The sequence below is a fragment of the Sphingomonas sp. TF3 genome (assembly GCF_003985085.1).
Taxonomy (GTDB): domain Bacteria; phylum Pseudomonadota; class Alphaproteobacteria; order Sphingomonadales; family Sphingomonadaceae; genus Sphingomonas.
This window is the reverse complement of sequence record NZ_RWKS01000008.1, coordinates 20,484-40,394: the sequence shown is the minus strand read 5'-3', so window position 1 is coordinate 40,394 and position 19,911 is coordinate 20,484. Positions and strand designations below refer to the sequence as shown.

Annotated in this window: 16 protein-coding genes; 2 read left to right on the top strand and 14 right to left on the bottom strand. The window is 65.9% G+C overall.

The features are described from left to right. Window positions 1-26: 26 nt before the first annotated feature. Complete coding sequence (locus EJC47_RS08780; RefSeq protein WP_126846933.1) at window positions 27-1,781, top strand: aspartyl protease family protein; 1,755 nt, start codon at window positions 27-29, stop codon at window positions 1,779-1,781. Window positions 1,782-1,795: 14 nt separating this feature from the next. On the opposite strand, the gene EJC47_RS08775 is transcribed toward EJC47_RS08780, so the two are convergent. The 4 genes from EJC47_RS08775 to EJC47_RS08760 all read right to left on the bottom strand — a co-directional run bounded on the left by EJC47_RS08775 (window position 1,796) and on the right by EJC47_RS08760 (window position 6,157). Next, window positions 1,796-2,194 (bottom strand): group II truncated hemoglobin, encoded by a 399-nt coding sequence (locus EJC47_RS08775; protein WP_126846931.1) that lies wholly within the window; start codon window positions 2,192-2,194, stop codon window positions 1,796-1,798. Between the two features lie 28 nt (window positions 2,195-2,222). Then, window positions 2,223-3,404 (bottom strand): 5-demethoxyubiquinol-8 5-hydroxylase UbiM, encoded by a 1,182-nt coding sequence (gene ubiM / locus EJC47_RS08770; RefSeq protein ID WP_126846928.1) that lies wholly within the window; start codon window positions 3,402-3,404, stop codon window positions 2,223-2,225. 61 nt (window positions 3,405-3,465) lie between these two features. Beyond that, complete coding sequence (locus EJC47_RS08765; RefSeq protein WP_126846926.1) at window positions 3,466-4,614, bottom strand: DUF1501 domain-containing protein; 1,149 nt, start codon at window positions 4,612-4,614, stop codon at window positions 3,466-3,468. 4 nt (window positions 4,615-4,618) lie between these two features. After that, window positions 4,619-6,157 carry a DUF1800 domain-containing protein gene (locus EJC47_RS08760; protein ID WP_126846924.1) on the bottom strand — a complete coding sequence of 513 codons (1,539 nt, stop codon included), beginning with the start codon at window positions 6,155-6,157 and terminating at the stop codon, window positions 4,619-4,621. 213 nt (window positions 6,158-6,370) lie between these two features. Here EJC47_RS08760 and EJC47_RS08755 point away from each other — a divergent pair, with 213 nt between their 5' ends. Next, entirely contained in the window at window positions 6,371-6,658 is a 288-nt protein-coding gene (locus EJC47_RS08755; RefSeq protein ID WP_033967042.1) for a hypothetical protein, read from the top strand. Window positions 6,659-6,726: 68 nt separating this feature from the next. Here EJC47_RS08755 and EJC47_RS08750 read toward each other — a convergent pair whose 3' ends face one another. From EJC47_RS08750 to EJC47_RS08705, 10 genes are all read right to left on the bottom strand, one after another. Continuing rightward, a complete protein-coding gene (locus EJC47_RS08750) occupies window positions 6,727-7,896 on the bottom strand; it encodes a deoxyguanosinetriphosphate triphosphohydrolase (protein WP_126846922.1) in 1,170 nt (389 codons plus the stop codon). Window positions 7,897-7,912: 16 nt separating this feature from the next. Beyond that, window positions 7,913-9,922, bottom strand: a complete 2,010-nt coding sequence (locus tag EJC47_RS08745) for an SPOR domain-containing protein (protein WP_126846919.1) — start codon at window positions 9,920-9,922, stop codon at window positions 7,913-7,915. A 249-nt stretch (window positions 9,923-10,171) separates the two neighbouring features. Next, the gene (gene ftsZ / locus EJC47_RS08740) at window positions 10,172-11,638 is read right to left on the bottom strand and encodes a cell division protein FtsZ (protein WP_033966105.1); all 1,467 of its coding nucleotides are present in this window, start codon (window positions 11,636-11,638) and stop codon (window positions 10,172-10,174) included. 112 nt (window positions 11,639-11,750) lie between these two features. Next, entirely contained in the window at window positions 11,751-13,013 is a 1,263-nt protein-coding gene (gene ftsA, locus EJC47_RS08735) for a cell division protein FtsA (protein ID WP_126846917.1), read from the bottom strand. Between the two features lie 33 nt (window positions 13,014-13,046). Then, a complete protein-coding gene (locus EJC47_RS08730) occupies window positions 13,047-14,009 on the bottom strand; it encodes a cell division protein FtsQ/DivIB (RefSeq protein WP_126846915.1) in 963 nt (320 codons plus the stop codon). Beyond that, the gene (locus tag EJC47_RS08725) at window positions 14,006-14,935 is read right to left on the bottom strand and encodes a D-alanine--D-alanine ligase (protein ID WP_126846913.1); all 930 of its coding nucleotides are present in this window, start codon (window positions 14,933-14,935) and stop codon (window positions 14,006-14,008) included. Before EJC47_RS08725 ends, EJC47_RS08730 begins: the two co-directional genes overlap by 4 nt. A 166-nt stretch (window positions 14,936-15,101) precedes the next feature. Beyond that, window positions 15,102-16,007, bottom strand: coding sequence for a UDP-N-acetylmuramate dehydrogenase (gene murB, locus EJC47_RS08720; RefSeq protein WP_126846911.1), 906 nt, complete (start codon window positions 16,005-16,007; stop codon window positions 15,102-15,104). A gap of 149 nt (window positions 16,008-16,156) precedes the next feature. Then, a complete protein-coding gene (gene murC, locus EJC47_RS08715) occupies window positions 16,157-17,560 on the bottom strand; it encodes a UDP-N-acetylmuramate--L-alanine ligase (RefSeq protein WP_126846909.1) in 1,404 nt (467 codons plus the stop codon). Beyond that, complete coding sequence (gene murG / locus EJC47_RS08710) at window positions 17,557-18,717, bottom strand: undecaprenyldiphospho-muramoylpentapeptide beta-N-acetylglucosaminyltransferase (RefSeq protein ID WP_126846907.1); 1,161 nt, start codon at window positions 18,715-18,717, stop codon at window positions 17,557-17,559. The genes murC and murG overlap by 4 nt, the downstream gene beginning before the upstream one ends. After that, window positions 18,714-19,910 (bottom strand): FtsW/RodA/SpoVE family cell cycle protein, encoded by a 1,197-nt coding sequence (locus tag EJC47_RS08705; protein ID WP_260591522.1) that lies wholly within the window; start codon window positions 19,908-19,910, stop codon window positions 18,714-18,716. The genes murG and EJC47_RS08705 overlap by 4 nt, the downstream gene beginning before the upstream one ends. Between the last annotated feature and the right edge of the window lies 1 nt (window position 19,911).

Genomic DNA, 19,911 nt, shown 5'->3' with positions numbered 1-19,911 from the left:
CCCCGAGTTCTGCCCCGAGGCCTGCCATGCGAGTGTTCCGATTGCTCCCGCCGGTGCTGGCGTTGTTGGTGCCGGTTCCCGCCATGGCGGAGTGCCAGGCCAGCAAAATCGTCGAATTCCCCGTCACCATGACGGGGGCAGAGCCGCAACTGGCGGCCAAGTTCGGTAGCAAAGAAGCGCGCTTCATTCTCGACAGCGGAGCCTTCTACAGCACCATTTCCGCAGCCAGCGCGGCGGAGTTCGGTCTGCGCGTCACCCCCGCCCCCCCGTGGTTCCGTCTCAAGGGCATTGGCGGGGATGCCTCGGTCGGCGTCGCCGTCACCAAGGACTTTTCGCTTGCCGGCGTCGCGATCCCAAAAATCGACTTCGTCGTCGGCGGCAGCGACACCGGCACGGCAGGCTTGATCGGGCAGAACATTCTTGGCCTCGCCGATGTCGAATACGATTTGCCGCATGGCGTGGTCCGCCTGATCAAGACGCAGGGATGCCGCGCCAGCAATCTCGCTTATTGGGCAGGTACCAAGCCGGTAACGATCGTGTCGCTGGAAGCAGGGCAAGACACCAGATTCAAGCCGCATACGGTCGGCACCGTTTTGCTCAATGGGGTGAAAGTGCGCGCGATGTTCGACAGCGGTGCGCAAAGTTCGATGTTGTCGCTCGCGATGGCGAAACGTCTCGGCATTACCCCCGAAACGCCCGGCGTGGTGTCGGTGGGGCCCAGTCACGGCCTCGGCCAACACCGCGTTCCGACCTGGCGGGCGACGTTCGACACGATCGATATTGGCGGCGAAGCGATCCGTCATCCCCAAATCCGGATCGGTCAACTGGAGCTTGGCAATGCCGACATGCTGATCGGTGTCGACTTCTTCCTTACCCACCGCATGTTCGTTTCCAACGCGCTGCGTCAGCTCTTCATCACCTATGAGGGTGGCCCCGTTTTCGGGCTCTCGCCCAAGACCGTCTTTTCCGCCGATGGCACCGCCCTCGACTTGACCAACAAGGCCGCCGAACCGACCACCGCCGAAGGATATAGTCGACGCGGTGCGGTCTACGCGTCCAATCGACATTTGCCCGAGGCGCTGGCGGATTTCGACAAGGCCTGCGCATTGGCACCGACCGAGCCCCGGTATTTTTACCAGCGCGCGCTGGCGCATCTTGCGAGCCAGCACTTCGACCTGGGGATGGCCGATCTCGACAAAACGATCGCGCTCGACCCGGCGATGGCAGACGCCCGTCTGACACGCGCTTCGCTGCGGATACGGCGCGGCAACCGCGCGGGTGCCGCCGACGATGTCCAGGCCGCCGATGCTGCGCTTCCACCATCGTCGGAGAAACGGCTCACCGTGGCCAGTCTGTCTAACGATCTCGATCGTCCTGAGGACGCGCTGCGCAATTACGATCTGTGGCTAAAGAGCCATCCGGAAGACAGCGCCCGCAGCAGCGCCTTCAACGGCCGCTGCTGGGCCCGCGGACTGCTCAACCGCGAGCTCGACAAGGCGCTGTCCGACTGCAATGCGGCGATCAAGGCCGATCCGAAGCGCTCGACCTTTCTCGACAGCCGCGCTCTGGTGCGGCTGCGGCGTGGCGAGCTGGGTCAGGCCTTGGCGGATTATGACGCAGCCCTGGCGCTCGCACCACGCACCGCCTGGTCGCTCTACATGCGCGGGGTGACCCATAAGCGGATGGGCAACGCCGCCCAGGCAGCAGCAGATCGCGCGGCCGCGCTCAACATCAATCCGAAGGTTGCAGAGCGGGCGCGCAAGATCGGCTTCGAGGAATAAGCGGAGCGCCCGCGCTACACCTGCATCATCGCGCCTGCCATACGCAGGAAGGCTTGCTGCATCTGGGTGCCGAGCGCTTTTTCGACGCGGGCCTCCGCCATCGCCCGGCTCATCGCCTCCACCCATTGCGCCGCGGTTTCGGAGGTGATTCCCATCGCGCGGTGCATCGACATGATGCAGGTGCCCGGCCGCGCCTCGAACCAGTCGCGCGGCCCGCCAAGCCAGGCGGAGAGAAACTGTGTCAGCGACACGCGTACCGGGAACAGATCCTCTGCATGCATCGCCCGCAAGGCGGCGTAGCGCGGATCGTCCTGCATCAGATCGTAGAAGCGCTCGACGACCGCGCGCACGCCCTCGGTCCCGCCAATCCGCGCGAACAACGAGGGGGCGGTCGTTTCGGCAGTGGCGGTCATCTTAGCGTCTCCGGTCGGCATTTGGGTATCACTGCTGCATCAGCCGCCGCGTGATCGCCGTCCGCACCATCGGCAACCGTGCGGCCGCACGCAGCGCAAGCGGACGCGCCATCCGGGCGATCGGCCGATCGTCCGTATAGAGGCGTACCAACAGGTTGGTAGAGGCATAGAGCGGTGCGCTCGCCAGCCGATGGGCCGCCTCATAGCGCCGCAGCAGCATGTTTCCGGCGATGTCATGTCCGCCCTGCGCGGCCTGCGCGATCAACTCGGCGAGTTTCGCAGCACCCTGCAACCCGAGATTGAAGCCATGCGCGGTGACCGGATGCATCCCGACCGCCGCATCCCCGACCAAGGCGGCACGTCGGGTGACGAAGCGGTGCGCATAGGTTGTCGTCAACGGATAGACATGCGGCCCGTCAAGCACCTGCATCGGCCCCAGCCGCGCCCAGAAACGCCGCGTCAATTCCGCACTCAGCGCGGGACGATCCAGCGCCGCCAGCACATCGATCTCAGGCGAAGGCAGGGTCAGCACCGCCGACGACAAGCCACCGTCGGAAAGCGGCAGCATGGCGATCGTCTGGCCATGCCCGAACCATTCGGTGGCGACGCCGCGATGCACCGCTGCGTGGGCGACACGCGCGACCAGCATCGATCGACCGAGCGGATTGATCTGCGCGCCAATTTCCAATTGCCGCCGCACGAACGAAAATCGCGAATCCGCGCCGACCACCAACTGCGCCGACAGCGTGCGCCCGTCGTCCAGCGTCACCGACGCGCAATTCATGTCGGTCCGGACGCTGCGGATCGACGCACCCGCCAGCAAGGTCAGGCCGTCCTGCCCTTCGATCGCGTCATAAAGCGCGCGCCGGATATGATGGTTGGACACGAGCGAGCCGAGCCGGTCGCCGACATTCGGTCCCGCAAAGGACAAAGCAAAGGAGCGCCCGCCGTTGAGCACCCGCGCCTCGCATAGCGGGGAGATTTGCGCCGGATCCAGGCGCTGCCATGCACCGAGCCGCTGCAACGTCGCCACCGACCGGTGGGTCAACGCAATCTCGCGGCCGTCGCACGGCGGAGCGGACAGCGTCGCGACCGGAGCCTGATCAAGGATGCCGATCCGCAGGCGCGAACCGGCCAGTGCACGCACGAGCGCAAGCCCGGCAGGGCCGGCACCGACAATGAGGATATCATAAGGCTGCGGAATGGTCATTGTGCGGCTTTCGCCCGGCAGCAGCCGACGCGCCTTGCGCGAGATCAAGCGCGCGCGAAAATCACACCAGCCCGCGCACCGCCGCAACCCGCTTGGTTTCCGGGAACAGCGCGGCCATCGTCCGCGCCGGGTCGACCCCGAAATGCCCCGCGACTGCGCCACCGATAAACGCGTCGAGCTGCATCGTCGGCTTCAAGTCGCGCGCTTCGAACAGGGCAGCGGGGCTCAGCCCCGGCCAATCCGCCAGCACCCGGCCACCGCGCACCCCGCCGCCGATCAGCATTGCTGCGGTGCCCGTCCCGTGATCGGTGCCGCCAGTGCCGTTGACCGCCACCGTCCGGCCGAATTCGGTCGCCACCAGCACCATCGTGTCGTTCCACAGCGGCCCCAGCCCGGTTTGCAGGGCGGCGATCATCGCGTCGAGGCCCTTGAGCTGCCCCGCCAGGCGCTGGCGCTGCTGGGTATGGGTATCCCACCCCCCAGTTTCGATCATCGCGATGCGCGCGCCGTCGGCGGGGGCGAGCAAGCGCGCGGCCAGCGCCCCCGTCGCCGCGGCATTGGCCCCGCCGCCACCTGCGAGATCGCTGGTCAATTGCCGCGTGTTCATCGCTTCGCTCCACAAAGCGTGGAGCTGGCTGTCGCCCTGATACAACATCGTCACGCGCTGCATCAGGTCGTCCGAGGCCTGTGGCAGGCCGGATGGCGCATATGAGGACACGTCATGGCGTCCGCGCAGCGCCAGCGGCACCGTCGCCGACACCGCAATCGCCTTGGCCTCGGTCGGCGGCAGCACGCCGAGCAGTCGGTTAAGCCAGCCGTCCTTGACTTGGTAGGCGCTGGTCCCGCCGCTCTCGAGCACGTTCTGCCCGTCGAAATGCGACCGGTCCCGATAGGGCGAGGCGACCGCGTGCGCGAACAGCGCCTGCTTCTTGGTATAAAGCCCCCCGAGCACAGACAATTCTGGATGCAGCGCAAACATCGAATCGAGCTTGGCAGCCGTCGCGAAATCCGCCGCGAGATCGCCGCGTGCGCCGACGAAGGCTGGATCGCCGACCGGGGCAACGATCCCAAGGCCATCGGCAGCACCGCGCTGGATGATGAAGACAAAACGCTTGTCGGTCTCGGCCTTGGCAAACGCCATGCGCGGCGACAAGGCGAGCGTCAAAGCGCCTGCGACACTCGCGCCGATAAACGAACGACGATCGTACATGCTCTTATCTCCGCATGAATTCGGGGGCGACGAGCAGCAACGCCACCGCCTGTGCCGGACTTTCGCAATTCGCGAGCGCGGTTTGCGTGGCTGCACTGACGGAGCCCGGCAACACTTTCGGTGCCAGCGCGCGGGCATCGATATTGCCCGCCCGCGCGGCGAAGCGCTCGGCGGCTTCGACCCTGCGCAACACGGCATCGGGTCCAGCCCAGCTTCCCGCAATATCGTCAAAGCCGATCGGCTGGCCCGGCTTCCACGTCGGTTGCCCAAGTTGATTGAGCAGCCCGACCACCGCTTGCGGGTCCGCCGTCTTCACATTCAACGCGCGCATGGACGAGATCGTCCACTCCCACGGCGTCTTGAACTTTACCGGTTGTTCGACCCAAGCCTCGGGCGAAGCGATCAGTGCGCGGTATAGCGTGGGCAAATCCCCCCCGGAGGTGAGGAAAGCCGCTTGCAAACGCTCGACCATCGCGGGCGGCGGTGTGTCGCCCGCAAAGTGCCGCGCGAGCTTGGTCGCGATGTGGGTGGCGGTCGCCGGGGCGACGGCCACGTCGGACAGCACAGCCCGCGCCTGCTCCACCCCGCCAGCCGGATAGCGCTTGCCCATGATCATGCGATCGCCCGGCTCGTGCAGCGGGGCGACAAAGACGAAATCACCGGGCAGCCCGTCCGTTCCGGCGGCCGCAGACCCAGGCCCGCGCCCGATCCCGGCGACCGTCCAACCGGTCATCGCGCGTGCGAATTCGGTGACGTCGGCCTGCGTATAGCCAGTGCGCACGCCAAGTGTGTGCAGTTCGAGAATTTCGCGTGCGAGATTTTCGTTCAGGCCAACCTTGCGGTTGCCACGAGCGGCGATCTTCAACCCAAGCGGCGATGTCGGGCCGACCGATACCGCCTGATCGAGATACAGCAACATCGCCGGATGCTGCTCCACCGCGATCAGCATATCCCGGAAGGTGCCCAGCACATGCGGCCGGATCGCCTCGAATTCCAAGGTTCCCGATAGACCGATCACTTCGAGCTTATCGGCCGAGACCGCGAAATGATTCGCCCAGAAATGCACCAGCCGTTCGACAAACGGCGTTTCCGTAACCAGGGCATTGGTCGCGCGCGCGCCCACTGCCCCGGCATAGTCGCCCCGGCCAGTCCGCTGCGCAAATTGCCGCGCCTGGCGCATCGCATCGTCCTTGCCCGGCGACGGGACGGCCCCTTGCGACAGAGTTCGCGGCTGCACCGGCTGCGCCCCCATCTGGAGACCGGCCGGGGCTGCACCCGCCATCGCGATGGCGGCGACGGGCGGCGGAGCGGCCGGGCCGCCGAGCTTGGTCGCCTGTTGCGCCCGCAGCGCGCGTTGCTGTCGAAAATAGTCGGCCAGTTCGGCGGAGACCCCCGCGCTGGTCGGCGCGCTGGCAATCACATCCGGTACGGGATCATATTTCGCAAATTGGCCCGTCAGCCAGCCAAGCGGGTCAGCAGGCACCGGTTGGTCACCCCGCGCACCCAGGCCGAAGCGGTTTAGGGCAATACTCGCCTTGGTCATCAACGTCGTCCTTGCGAATCGGCCCGTAATCTATGGGCCGCATATGTCGCAGAATTGTGCCCGAAACGGCCGTGGCGTTCGTTTGTTGCAACTGCACGCGCGTCGTTTGCGCTTGGGCACTTTGCTGCACTGCAATATAAATTCACGCGACAGCAGGACATCCACCGGGAGGGGATGCGCGATCGGCCTTAACTCCCCAGGAAAGGAACGATCATGTTCAAGACTCTCTTCGCCGCCACGGCTTTGCTCGCCGCCGCTTCGCCTGCCTTTGCCAACGATGCCGCGCAGCGCACCTTTACGCGCGATGGTGACACCTACACCTACACCACCGTAAACAAGGGCAAATATGTCGTAATCAGCGGTCGCGCTGCCTCAGGCGGCACGTTCCAGCTCCAGGTTCGCGGCGACCATATCACCGGCTATTCGCGCGGCGTTCCGGTGTCCTTCACCATTCCCAACGCTCAGGCGAAGCTGACCAAGACCGACATCGCCTTCCGCTAAGCGGTGGATCGCATAGCGAGGCGCGTCGCCGGTATCGGCCGGGGACGCGCTTCGCTTGTCAGCGGGCGCTAAAAGACCTCCGGCAAGTCGATCGGCCCCACTGCCGCACGATAGCGGGCAACCGCGTAGCGGTCGGTCATGCCTGCGATGAAATCGGCGATATGCCGACTGCGCCCCGGTTCGTCCTGCGGCATCCGCGCACTCCAATCGCCCGGCATCTGCGTCGGGTCCAGGCGATAGGCGGCGAACAGCCCCGTCACGATCCCCTCCGCCGCCCGCGCCGCCTCCAATTGGCGCGGATGGTGGTAGAGATTGGCGTACATGAAGCGCTTTAGCGCGCGCTCATCTTCGCGCATTTCGGCTGAGAAGCCGACCAGACACCGCCCCGCCGCGCGCACATCGGCAAGGTCGCCAATCCCGGTCAATCGCGATCGGGTTTCCGCGATCAGATCGTTGACCATCGCGCCGATCTGCGAGCGGATCAATTCCCCCACCAGCCGCGCCGGAGCAATGCCGGGAAAGCGGGCGCAGACATCGGCCCAGCCGCGCGCCACCACCGGCACCTCCAGCAATTGCTCAAGCGTCAGCAGACCGGCACGCAACCCGTCATCGATATCGTGATTGTCGTAGGCGATATCGTCGGCGATCGCGGCGACCTGCGCCTCCAGGCTCGGCCAGCGCGTCAGCTCCAGCGGAAAGGCGGCATCGCACTCGGCCAGCGCCCAACCCGGATTGGCGATCGGTCCATTGTGTTTGGCCAGCCCCTCCAGCGTTTCCCACGTCAGGTTAAGCCCGTTCCAGCACGGATACGGGCTGTCGATCGTCATCAATGCGCGCAACGTATTGCCGTTATGGTCAAACCCGCCCTGCCCTGCCAGCGCGGCTTGCAGCGCATCCTCCCCGGCATGGCCGAACGGCGGGTGGCCGATATCATGCGCCAGCGCGAGCGCTTCGGTGAGGTCTTCGTTCAGCCCAAGTGCGCGCGCAATCGTGCGGGCTATCTGCGCGACCTCCAGGCTATGGGTCAGACGGACTCGGAAATGGTCGCCATCGGGGGCCAGGAACACCTGCGTCTTGTGCCGCAAGCGCCGAAAGCTGATCGAATGGATGATCCGGTCGCGATCGCGCTGGAACGCGTCGCGCGGGCCGCGCGCGCTCCGCCCCTCGCCGCTCGGCTCGGGGTGGAGCCGACCGCGACTGCGCTCCGGGTGCGAGGCCCATGGCGCAAGCATCGTCATGCTACCCAACACCTTCTCATTTCGCGGGAAGTTTGGAGATCTTCTGGCCCGCTTCGCTCACAAAGACGAAGCCCGAAATATCGTCCTTGGCAAGATCGTTGACGAAGCGCTGCGCCTCGTCCTCCGATTTGAAGGGCCCGGTCAACAACCGGTTGGTCGCGCGGAGTGGCGTGGTCCAGGCACTTTTGCCGCCAAACGCCTTGGTCGCCTTGGCCCGGATCTTGGTCCATTGCTTGGGCAAATCCCCAACATTCGCACCCCCTGCCACCTGCACCCAGACGCGTGACGGCTCCAGGAATTTGGGGTCCTTTTTCTTCTTCTCTTCCGCCGCCTTTTTGTCAGCGGCAGCCTTCTTTGCGTCGGCGATTTTCTTGTCCGCAGCGGCTTTCTTGTCGGCAAGCGCCTTCTTCTCCGCGGCCGCTTTCTTATCGGCGGCCCGCCGGTCGGCGGCCTGTTTGTCGGCGGCAATTTCCCGTTCGCGGTCGGCTGCGGGCTGCGCCTCGACCACGGGTTGCGAAACCGGCGCTTGACGAACAGCCACTGGCTGGGCGGCCGGTGCAGGTGCCTCGCTCTGAGTCTCCGCTCCGGGCACCTTGATGTCCGAAATGATCGCCGCGAGGATCGATTCCTCGCTGCGCACCGGGGTCGGTGCCGGACGGGCCGGTGCTGGCGTAATCGTCTGCGTCGGGGCCTGTACGACGACCGGCGCGACCACCGCAGGCGATGGTCGTTGCGGCACCGCGGCTGGAGGCGCGCTGAAGCGCGTCACACCCGCTAGCGACGCCGTCGGCATGGGGGGTGTATTGCCCGGGGCGACCGGATTGGCCGACACGGCCGGCGATGCCCCCGTTTTCGACATCGGCGATTGCGGCTGCAGCGGGACGGTTCGGACCGGCACACCGGTTTGCGGGACAACTGTGGCGGGAGCGTTGAACGTTGCGTGCGGAAGCGGGGTCGCGGGCGGCGTTACGGGCACGCGCACCGAGTTTGACGCCAGAACCACGGCAGAAGACGCGGGCGGGGCGGCATAGGTCGGAGGAACCAGTTGCGGCTGTGGCGTCGGCGCTGCCACCGCCGCCACTGCTGTCGCCTGGGCATGCTCCTGATCTTTCCGGGTCTTGCGCGCCTTGCGGCGCTCTTCGCGGGCGTCAACGGCGACGGTCGGCTTCGCCACCGCCGCGACCGCGACCGGCGCGGTCGGGTCGGGGCCGAGCGCAGCCAGCGGGGGCACCATCCGCGCGTCCGCCAACCGTTCCGGGCTGGGACGGACTTCGCCAAAATGCACCGCAAAAGCGCGATCCGGCGCGCGCAGCGCCGGCAGAATTTCGAAGAACGGCTGCAGCCCCTGCGCCATGCCGGCGGGCATCATGCTCGTTGCGATCTTCTCCGCACCCGCCTTGTCGCCCGCCATCGCAAGGATGAAGGCCCGCGCACGCCACGCGCCACGATCACTTTTGCGCAACAGCGGTTCGATTTGGGCCAGCGCCAACTCGCGCTTGCCGGAAATACCAAGCGACAAAGCGTAGCGTCGCTGGGTTTCGTCATTGGCCCCGGCCCTCAGCGCCAGTCGATATTCCCGTTGCGCGCGTTCCTGTTCGCCGACGAGATCATAGGCCAGCCCGCGATCGGCCGCGAAGGTTCGCGGGTCACCGCCGAGCGTCTCCGCCTCGGCAAAATGCCGCAACGCATCGCCAGGACGCTCGGCCGCGACCAGCAACGACCCCTCTCCGGCTTTGACTCGCGCGTTGCGGGGGTCGATCCGCTCGGCGCGCGCAAAAAAAGCGGCGGCGGCGGTATCGTCATCCAGCTTTAGCGCCAATTCTCCCGCGCGGACCAATGCCGACAGATTGTTGGGGTCGACCGCCAATGCGCGAATTTCGCTCGCAAGCAAATCGGCATCTGACAACGGCTGAACGGTCGAGGGATAGGGCGCGGGCGGATAAGGCGATGCGATCCCGGTCTGTGCCTGCGCAGCCGTTCCGCAAGTGGCCAGTGCGATGATCGAACTGGCAAGACGAATGCGCATCCCGTTTCCTAGATCACGATGGCTCTACCGCCACCCGTTCTTTTCGAGTGAAACGAAGGAACCCACAAGAGCGCCGCAAAATGTCCTGCGGACGCCGACTTGCCCGCGCCGGAAGAATCAACCCGAACATGCTGCGCTCTAGACCCGCTCGGGATGCAACCGGCAATGTGGCAAGCCATCGGCTGCGACGGGCCGACCCGCATCGTCGGCAAGCGGTGCCCGCCATGGCGGGCACCGCGCGGGCATCGGTTACTGGTTGTTCTGGCGATGCAGGAACCGTGGAATGTCCAGCGCATCCTTGTCCGGGGTAGGCTCGTCGTCGCGCGCGACCCCGCGCGATACGCTCGACATCCGCTCGAACAACGTGCCCCCCAATTTCACGCGCGGGGCTGGCACGACTGGCTCGGGCGGGAGGGCGGGAGCGTCCTCCACCGCGGCGGCACCCGGCGACAGCCAACGGCGACGCGTCGGAGCTTCGGTCGGCGTATCGTCCGCCGCCGCTGCGGGGACATCAAAGTCTTCCCCGAAGGTCCGGACCGGTGCCGCCACCGGCTCCGGCGCGACGGCAGCTTCGCTGCCGAGCACCAGTTCATCATCGTGCGTCGCAGCAGGCTCGGGTGCCGAGACCGTAGGTGCCGCCGGGGCGATGTCGGCCTCGGGAGCCGCCAGGGGTGCCGGTTCCTCCGTCTTTTTCGCAGCCGTGAAGCTGAACGCGCGCGACGTTGGGGCCGGAGCAACCGCCGGGCGCGCCTCGGCCTCGATCCCGGTCGCGACGACCGAGACGCGGATCTTGCCCTCGAGTTCGGGGTTGAACGCCGAACCCCAGATGATGTTCGCGTCTTCATCGACCAGTTCGCGAATGTGGTTCGCGGCTTCATCGACTTCGAGCAGGCGCATATCGTCGCCACCGGTGATCGAGACGATGACGCCCTTGGCCCCCTTCATCGACACACCGTCGAGCAGCGGGTTGGCGATCGCCTTCGACGCCGCCTCGATCGCGCGATTGTCGCCCGAGGCTTCGCCCGTGCCCATCATCGCCTTGCCCATTTCCTGCATCACCGAACGCACGTCGGCGAAATCGAGGTTGATGAGGCCGGGCATGACCATCAGATCGGTGATGCCGCGCACGCCCTGCTGGAGGACTTCGTCCGCCATCTGGAACGCTTCCTTGAAGGTCGTGTTCGCGTTCGCGACCAGAAACAGGTTCTGGTTGGGGATGACGATCAGCGTATCGACATACTTCTGCAGTTCCTCGATGCCCGCTTCGGCGCTCTTCGCGCGGCGCGTGCCTTCGAAGGCGAACGGCTTGGTGACGACGCCAACGGTCAGAATGCCCATGTCGCGCGCCGCCTTGGCGATGACCGGTGCCGCACCGGTGCCGGTGCCGCCGCCCATGCCAGCCGCGATGAAGCACATATGCGCGCCCTCGAGCATCTTGGTGACTTGCTCGATCGTTTCCTCTGCCGCCGCGCGGCCGATTTCGGGACGACTGCCTGCGCCGAGCCCTTGCGTGATCTTCGCGCCAAGCTGGATCTTATGGCTGGCGGTCGATTGCTTCAGCGCCTGCGAGTCTGTGTTCGCGACAAGGAAGTCGACGCCCTGCACATCGGCGCGCATCATGTTGGCGATGGCGTTGCCGCCGGCACCACCGACACCGATCACGGCGATGCGCGGGCTGAGTTCGTCAACTTCGGGTGGCAAAAATTCGATGCTCATAGTTCGTCTCCACCGTGCGCCCACACCCCGGCGCGAAAAATCTGCTTAAACCTGTTCTGCACCATCGCTTGCGGTCGTTCCAGCGCGAACAGCTAAATCCTGTCGTAATTCTTTAATAATTTGCCCGGGCCGCCGCCAGCAAACGGCGGAACAGCGCGAATCCCTTCGGGCGATGCACCAACTGCTGCTTGCTCGACAAGGCCCGCAGGTCGACGGGGTCCGCCGCCGCGTAGAACGCCAGCCCAGCAAGCGTGGTAAACGCAGGCGTCGCGTGCGCTTCCGGCAGGCCGGTGAGGCCGCGCGGCCGCCCGATCCTGACCGAACGCCCCAGCGCCTGCTGTGCGTAATCGGCGATGCCCTTCAGTTCGGCACCACCGCCGGTGAGCACGACTTGCCGTCCGACCGGCCCTTCGAATTTCAGCTCGGCCAGCGCCTTGCCGACTTCACCGATCAAATGGTCGAGCCGCTGGCGAATGACCGCGATCAATTGCGCCTTGGTGATGCGCGTGCCGTCGCTGGCATCTTCCTCCGCCGATATCGGCGCGACGTCGATCATCTCGTGATTGTCGCGTGGGCTTGCATTGGCGGAGCCGTGAACGCACTTCATCCGCTCGGCCTGCGCGCGGCGCGTGCCGAAAGCAGACGCGATGTCGTCGGTAATGTCCTGCGCGCCGATCGGGATCGACATCAGCCCGACCAGCATTCCGCCCGCGAACAGCGAAACGTTGGTGATCCCTGCCCCCAGTTCGACCAGGGCCACGCCAAGCTCACGCTCTTCGTCGCTCAGGCACGCCATGCCCGTCGCCACTGGCGAGGCGATGATCGACTTCACTTCGAGATGCGCGTTCGCGACGCACAGCCCGAGATTGCGCACCGGCGACCCATCGGCGGCGACGACGTGGATATGCACGCCGAGCCGGTCGGCATGGAGCCCGAGCGGTCGCTTCACGCCCGTCAGCCCATCGAGCGTATAGAGCGCTGGCTGCGCATGCAGCACCATGCGGCCCGCCGGATCGATCGAATCGCGCCCCGCCTGCAACAGCGCGTCGATATCGGATTGCTCGACGCGGTGGCCGCCTAGCTCAAACTCGATCGAGGCGACATCGGACACCAGCCCGCCCGCCGAAAAGCTGACCCAGACATTCTCGATATTGGTGCCGGCGATGCGTTCGGCCTGTTCGACCGCTTCGCGCACCGCGACTTCGGTCGCGGCGGCATCGGCGATATAGCCGCGCTTGACGCCCTTGCTCTCGCGCTGGCCGGTGCCGAGCACGATCAGCTCGCCGCCATCGCCCTTCTGCGCGATCATCGCCGACACCTTGGAGGAGCCGATGTCGAGTGCGGTGATCAAACCTTCCGGTGCTGTCTTCGCCATTACGCCATACCCCTATTGCCGGGCTTCGATACCCTATCCCTCACCGGCTGGCCCCGATTGTTTCGCTTCGATTCGCACTGGCTGCGTTGCAGCCCCGGTTGCCCCCGCAAGCGGCGCTGCGGGATCGGTGATCGCGCGGTTCGTTACCGTCCCCGGCTTGCGCGCGACCAGCCGTGTCGGGTCGCGCATGTCGAAGCCGAGCCAGCCCTTGCCGAGCAGCGGCTTGACGCCGTCAAGCTCGGCAAATTTGACCAAAGCCTTGCCCGCCGCGACATCGCCCTCGGGCAGCGCCAGCGTTTCGCCGGTCTCAAAGGTCAGCGTCCAGCGCCGGTTGCCGACCCAGGTCGCCGCCTTCACTTGCCCGCGCAGCGCCGGTGCCACGTCGAGCAACTGGCGATAGGCCGCTTCCTGTTCATTGGCATGCGCGCCGATGACGAGCGGCAAATCGGGCATCGCCTGCGGGTCGACCGGCTCCAGCCAGGTGCCGTTCGCCGCAATCAGCGCAAGTTGGCCATCCTTTTGCCAGATCGCGCTCGGTTCACGCTCGACGACATGCACGATCAGCGTATCGGGCAAGCGCCGCGAGACGTGCGCATCCTCGATCCAGCCGCTATGCGCGACCAGATCCTGGCGGATCTTCTCCAGACTGACCAACGGCATCGCCATGGACGGCTGGTTGGCCGCAATCTTATAGATGACATTATGGTCCATCCGGTTGAGCCCGGTGATCTGGATATTGGTGACGCGGAAACCCGCTTCGCCAATCGCCTCGCCCAGCGCCGAGCCAACTGCACCCGGCACCCCAAAATAGGAGGCCGTCGCCAGTGCCCCTGCACCGACCACGCCCATGATCGTCCAGGTCGCGATGCGGCGCAGCGTCGCCTCGCTCACCGGCAGCATCGCGATCACCCGGTCGATCGTCGAGACCTTGGGCGGCGGACGCCGCTTGGGCTGCACCGGGCGGCGCGCGGTGCCGCGCTTGATCGTGGCGCTCATGCCGCCACCGCCTTCACCGCTTCGTCGAGCAGCGTCTGCACCAGCGCCGGATAGGAAATGCCACAATGCCGTGCCTGTTCGGGCAGCAGGCTGAGCGGCGTCATGCCCGGCTGGGTGTTGACCTCGAGCAGGAACAGCCCGTCGACACCCTGTTCGTCATCCCAGCGGAAATCCGAGCGCGACGCGCCCTTGCAGCCGAGCAAGCGATGCGCATCGAGCGCGATGCGCTTGCACGCCGCCGCAATTTCATCGGGCACGTCCGCCGGGAAGACATGTTCGGTCAGGCCGTCGGTATATTTGGCGTCGTAATCGTACCAGCCATTCTTGGGCTTCAGTTCGGTGACGCCCAGCGCTTCCGCACCCAGCACCGCCGTGGTCAGTTCGCGCCCGCGAATATAGGGCTCGGCGAGCAATTCCTCGAACTCGGCCCATGGCCCCGGCGTGCTGCGCGCGATCGGGTTGCCGTAATTGCCTTCATCAGTGACGATCGCCACGCCGACCGAGGAGCCTTCATTGACGGGCTTGAGCACATAAGGACGCGACAGCGGGTCGCCCGCGTAGAGCGTCTCGCTCTTCACGATCCGCCCGCCCGGCATCGGAATGCCGCCGGGGACCAGCAGCAGCTTGGTCAGTTGCTTGTCGATCGCGATGACCGAGGTGGCGAGGCCGGAATGGGTGTAGGGCAACCCCATCAGGTCGAGCATCCCCTGCACCGATCCGTCTTCGCCCGGCGTGCCGTGCAAAGCGTTGAACACGATGTCGGGCTTCGCTTCGGCGAGCTTGATGGCGACGTCACGCCCCATGTCGATCGCGGTGACGCGGTGGCCGAGCGTTTCCAGCGCCTTTGCGACGTCGGCGCCGGTCATCAGCGACACTGCGCGCTCGGCCGACCAGCCGCCCATCAGGACTGCGACGTGGAGGCTCATTGGAATCCTCCCCGGCACGGGGAGGGGGACCGTTTTGCCCCTTCCGGCAAAATGGTGGAGGGGGCGTGCAACGGGCGGAGCGCTCGCGGAGAGCCCCCTCCACCATTCGCGTGAAGAACGCGAATGGTCCCCCTCCCCGTGCCGGGGAGGATTGCAGAAACGCCCTTCACTTTACTTCCCCTACTCGCTGAATTTCCCACTCCAGGGTCACGCCCGACTGCGCCTTGACGCGCGCGCGGACTTCTTCGCCCAGCGCCTCGATCTCGGCGCTGGTCGCCGAACCGAGGTTCAACAGGAAATTGCAATGCTTCTCGCTGACCTGCGCGTCGCCGATGCGCAAGCCCCGGCACCCGGCGGCATCGATCAGCGCCCATGCCTTTTCGCCGGGCGGGTTCTTGAAGGTCGATCCGCCGGTCTTCGAGCGCAGCGGCTGCGATTCCTCGCGCGCGGCGGCGATGCGGTCCATTTCGGCCTGGATGACGGCGGGGTCCTCGGCATGGCCCCGGAACGTGGCGCTGACGACGACACAACCCTCCGGCAAGGTCGAATGGCGATAGGTATAGCCAAGCTGCTCTACCGCCAGCACCTGCCGCGCACCCGAGCGCAGCACGACCTCGCATTCGACGAGGATATCCTTGGTCTCGCGGCCATAAGCGCCGCCATTCATGCGGACAAAGCCGCCGACAGTGCCGGGGATCGAGCGCAGGAATTCCACACCGCCAATCCCAGCATCGCGCGCGGTGGAGGAGACGAGGATGCCGCTCGCCCCGCCGCCGCAGCGCAGCGTGGTGGCATCGAGCAGCTCGACCTTGGCGAAGGGTTTGCCGAGACGGATGACCACGCCGGGAACGCCGCCATCGCGCACGATCATGTTGGAGCCGAGGCCGAGCGCCATCACCGGCGTTGCCGGGTCGAGTGCTGCGAGGAAGGCGCTGAGGTCGGCGACATCCTTCGGTTCGAACAGCCACTGCGCGGAGCCGCCGGACTTGAACCAGACTAGGGGTGCTAGCGGGGCGTTTTCGGTCACGCGGCCCTCAATTCCCCTCCCGCTTGCGAGTCCGAGGTCGGCCATGCCCCCGGCATGACCTGAACGATGCGGGGCATCGTTCACCTCGGACTGGGTTAGGGGAGGGAATGACCTGGACGCGTGCGGAACGCCTCCGACAGGCCCTCCCCCAGCCCCTCCCGCAAGCGGGAGGGGGGAAGAAGGGGCAAGGCTGCTCATCGCGCCGCCTCGATGCCAGCCGCCAAGCCAGCCGCCCACTTCGTAATATCGCCCGCCCCCAGGCACACCACCATATCGCCGGGCTGCACCACCTTCGCCAGCGCCTCCGCCAGCGCTGCCGCATCGGCAATCGTCGCGGCCGAGCGATGTCCGCGCCGCTTCAGCCCCTCGACCAGCGCCTCTGCATCGACGCCCTCGACCGGGGCCTCGCCGGCCGCATAAACCGGCGCCACGAACACCATGTCGGCATCGTTGAACGCGCCCTGGAATTCCTCCATCAAATCGCCCAGCCGCGAATAGCGATGCGGCTGGACCACCGCGATCACACGGTTCTGCACGCCTTCGCGCGCCGCCGACAACACGGCGCGGATCTCGACCGGGTGATGGCCGTAATCGTCGATGATCGTCACGCCATTGGTTTCGCCAACCTTGGTAAAACGCCGCTTCACGCCGCCGAACTTGGCGAAGCCCTGCTGGATCGTCGCATCATCGATACCGAGTTCGAGCGCCACGCCGATCGCGGCGAGCGCGTTCTGGACATTGTGACGGCCCGGCATCGGCAAATCGATGCCTTCGATCGAGCGCGTCGTGCCGTCGCGGTGGCGGATGATCACCTCGAAGCGGTTGCCGCCGGGCGTGGGCGTGACGTTGACGCCGCGCACGTCCGACTGCGCCGAGAAACCATAGGTCACCACGCGCCGGTCGCGCACGCGCGGGATGATGTTCTGCACCTCGGGGTGATCGAGACAGAGCAACGCCGCGCCATAAAAAGGCACATTCTCGACGAACTCGACGAACGCATCCTTCACCGCATCGAACGAGCCATAATGGTCGAGATGTTCGGGATCGATATTGGTGACGACCGCGATCGTGCCGTCGAGCCGGAGGAAGCTGCCGTCGCTTTCATCGGCTTCGACCACCATCCAGTCGCTCGCGCCCAAACGCGCGTTGGAGCCATAGCTGTTGATGATACCGCCATTGATAACGGTGGGATCGACCCCGCCCGCATCGAGCAAGGCCGCAACCATGCTGGTCGTCGTGGTCTTGCCATGCGTGCCCGCGACCGCGACGGTCGATTTCAGGCGCATCAGCTCGGCGAGCATCTCCGCGCGGCGCACGACCGGAATGCGCCGCTCCAGCGCCGCTTCGACTTCGGGATTGCCGCGCTTAATCGCGGTCGAGGTGACGATCACCGCCGCATCGCCCAGATTGTCGGCGCTGTGCCCGATCGCGACGGGAATGCCCTTGGCGCGCAAGCCCTCCACGACATAGCCCTCGGCCACGTCGGAGCCCTGCACGGCATAACCGAGATTCTTCATCACTTCGGCAATGCCCGACATGCCGATGCCGCCGATGCCGACGAAGTGGATTGTCCCGATGTCGGTTGCGACACCCTTCACGCAAAAGCCTCCCGTTTTCCCAGACTAGCCGCGCGCGGCGCGCCAATCGGCATGTCGCCGGGCGTGTCGCCCAGGCTTTCGACCAGATCGGCGAGATCGCGCACCGCATCGGGCCGCCCGCACGACCACGCCCGCCCCGCCGCATTTTGCAACGCTGCGGGGTCGAGCCCGAGCCGCTGCATCTGCTTGGCCAGCTCAATGGGCGTGAAATTGCGCTGGTCGATCGTGCGCGCGCCGCCCGCTTGCGTCATTTCGCGCGCATTGGCGGTCTGGTGATCGTCAGTGGCCGTCGGCAGCGGCACCAGGATCGCCGGGCGGCCCGCACAGGTCAGTTCCGCCAGCGTCGAGGCCCCCGCGCGCGCAATCACCACATGCGCCCAGGCAAGTTGTTCGGGCAGGTCGGGCAAATAGGTCGCGAGATCCGCCGCAATCGACAGTTCGGCATATTTCGCGCGGCACGCATCGATATCCTCGATCCGCGCCTGATGCGTCACTTGCAAGCGACGACGAAACGCGACGGGCAACAGCGACAGCCCATCGGGCACCACCTGGCTCAGCACACTCGCGCCCTGGCTGCCGCCGGTGACGAGCACCCGGAAAATGCCGTCTTCCTCCAACAACGGATAGGGCTTGGAACGCAGCGCCAGCACCGCATCGCGCACCGGGTTGCCGACCAGATGCGTCTTCGCGCGCACCTTGGGGGCCAATCGCGCGACGTCTTCGTAAGAGGTGGCGATCGCATCCACCTTGTTCGCGACCAGCCGGTTGACGCGACCGAGCACGGCATTCTGCTCATGCACCGCCGTCGGGATGCCCTGATTGAACGCCGCCAGGAGCGCAGGCAACGCCGGATAACCACCAAAACCGATCACCGCATCCGGCCGGAAGCTCTTGTAGAGCTCGATCGCCATCGCGCGGCCCTTCAGCATTGCCGACGCCGCCTTGATATAGCCGATCGGCCCGCCGCTCAGTCGCCCGGCGGGCAGGATGTGCGTCTGAATGCCCTCGAACAGGCCGGGAAAGCGCACCCCGCGCTCATCGCTGATCAGCGCGACATAATGCCCGCGCTTGATCAGTTCCGCCGCCAGTGCTGCCGCCGGGACCATATGCCCGCCAGTGCCGCCCGCCGCCAAAACGAAATGCCGTGCCGTGCTCATACCCCGCTCCGATGCCCGCTGCCCCGCTGGGCGATGTATTTTGATCGCGTTACGAAGGGATTGCGCCGGGTGAACGCCAGCAGCAAGCCCATCCCGATCGACAAAGCGATCAGCGAGGATCCGCCATAACTGATAAAGGGCAAGGTCATGCCCTTGGATGGCGCAAGGCCGGTATTGACCGCCATCGAAATCAGCGACTGAACACCAAATTGCGTAGCAAGCCCCGCGGCCGCGAACAGGCGGAATTCATCTTCCTCGTCGAGCAGCTTCACGAACACCCGCACCACGATCGCCAGAAACAGCAAAGCGATCACCATGCACGCGAGCAGCCCGAACTCCTCGCCGATCACCGAGAAGATGTAATCGGTATGCCCCTCGGGCAGACGGAACTTCATCGATCCGCCGCCCGGCCCGGTGCCGCGCCAGCCGCCGGCGGTGATCGTGTCATGCGCGGCATTGGTCTGAAAATGGTCGGCTGCCCCCACCCCCTCCGTCCCCGGGAACAGGAAGGCGTTGATGCGCGCGCGCGCCGTACCATAGAACAGATAAGCGGCGACCAGCCCGGCGGGTACCGCTGCGATCAATCCAACGATCACTTTGGGCGATGTGCCCGAAATCATCAGCAGCGCCATCCACACCACGCAGAACACCACGGTCTGCCCGAAATCGGGCTGCAGCATCAGCAGCACCGCGACCAAAGCGGTCATCGCTCCGGTGATGAACACGACGGGCAAGGCTTCATCCTGCGCGCGCATCGACAGGATCCACGCGACCGTCACGATGAAGAACGGCTTCAGAAATTCCGATGGCTGGAGCAGCGATACGCCAAAATTGAGCCAGCGCGTCGCGCCATTTTTTTCCACCCCGACCACCGGCACCAGCATCAGCAGCACCAGACAGGCGATCGTCCCGATCAACGCCATCCGCCGGGCGATCGCCACCGGCAGCATCGAGACGACCAGCAGCACCGGCAACGACACGCCAACCCAGGCCAGCTGCCACCACAGATAATAAAGCGGCGGGACATGGTGCTTGTCGTCCGAATAGCGCGTCGCCGCCGCTGGCGAGGCTGCGCCAACCGCGACCAGCCCGACCGCGATCAGCAGCAGCGTCAGCAACAGCAGCATCCGGTCGATATCCCAGAACCACATGCCCAGCGCCGAGCGGTCGCCACGTCCGCCGCGCCCCTTCATG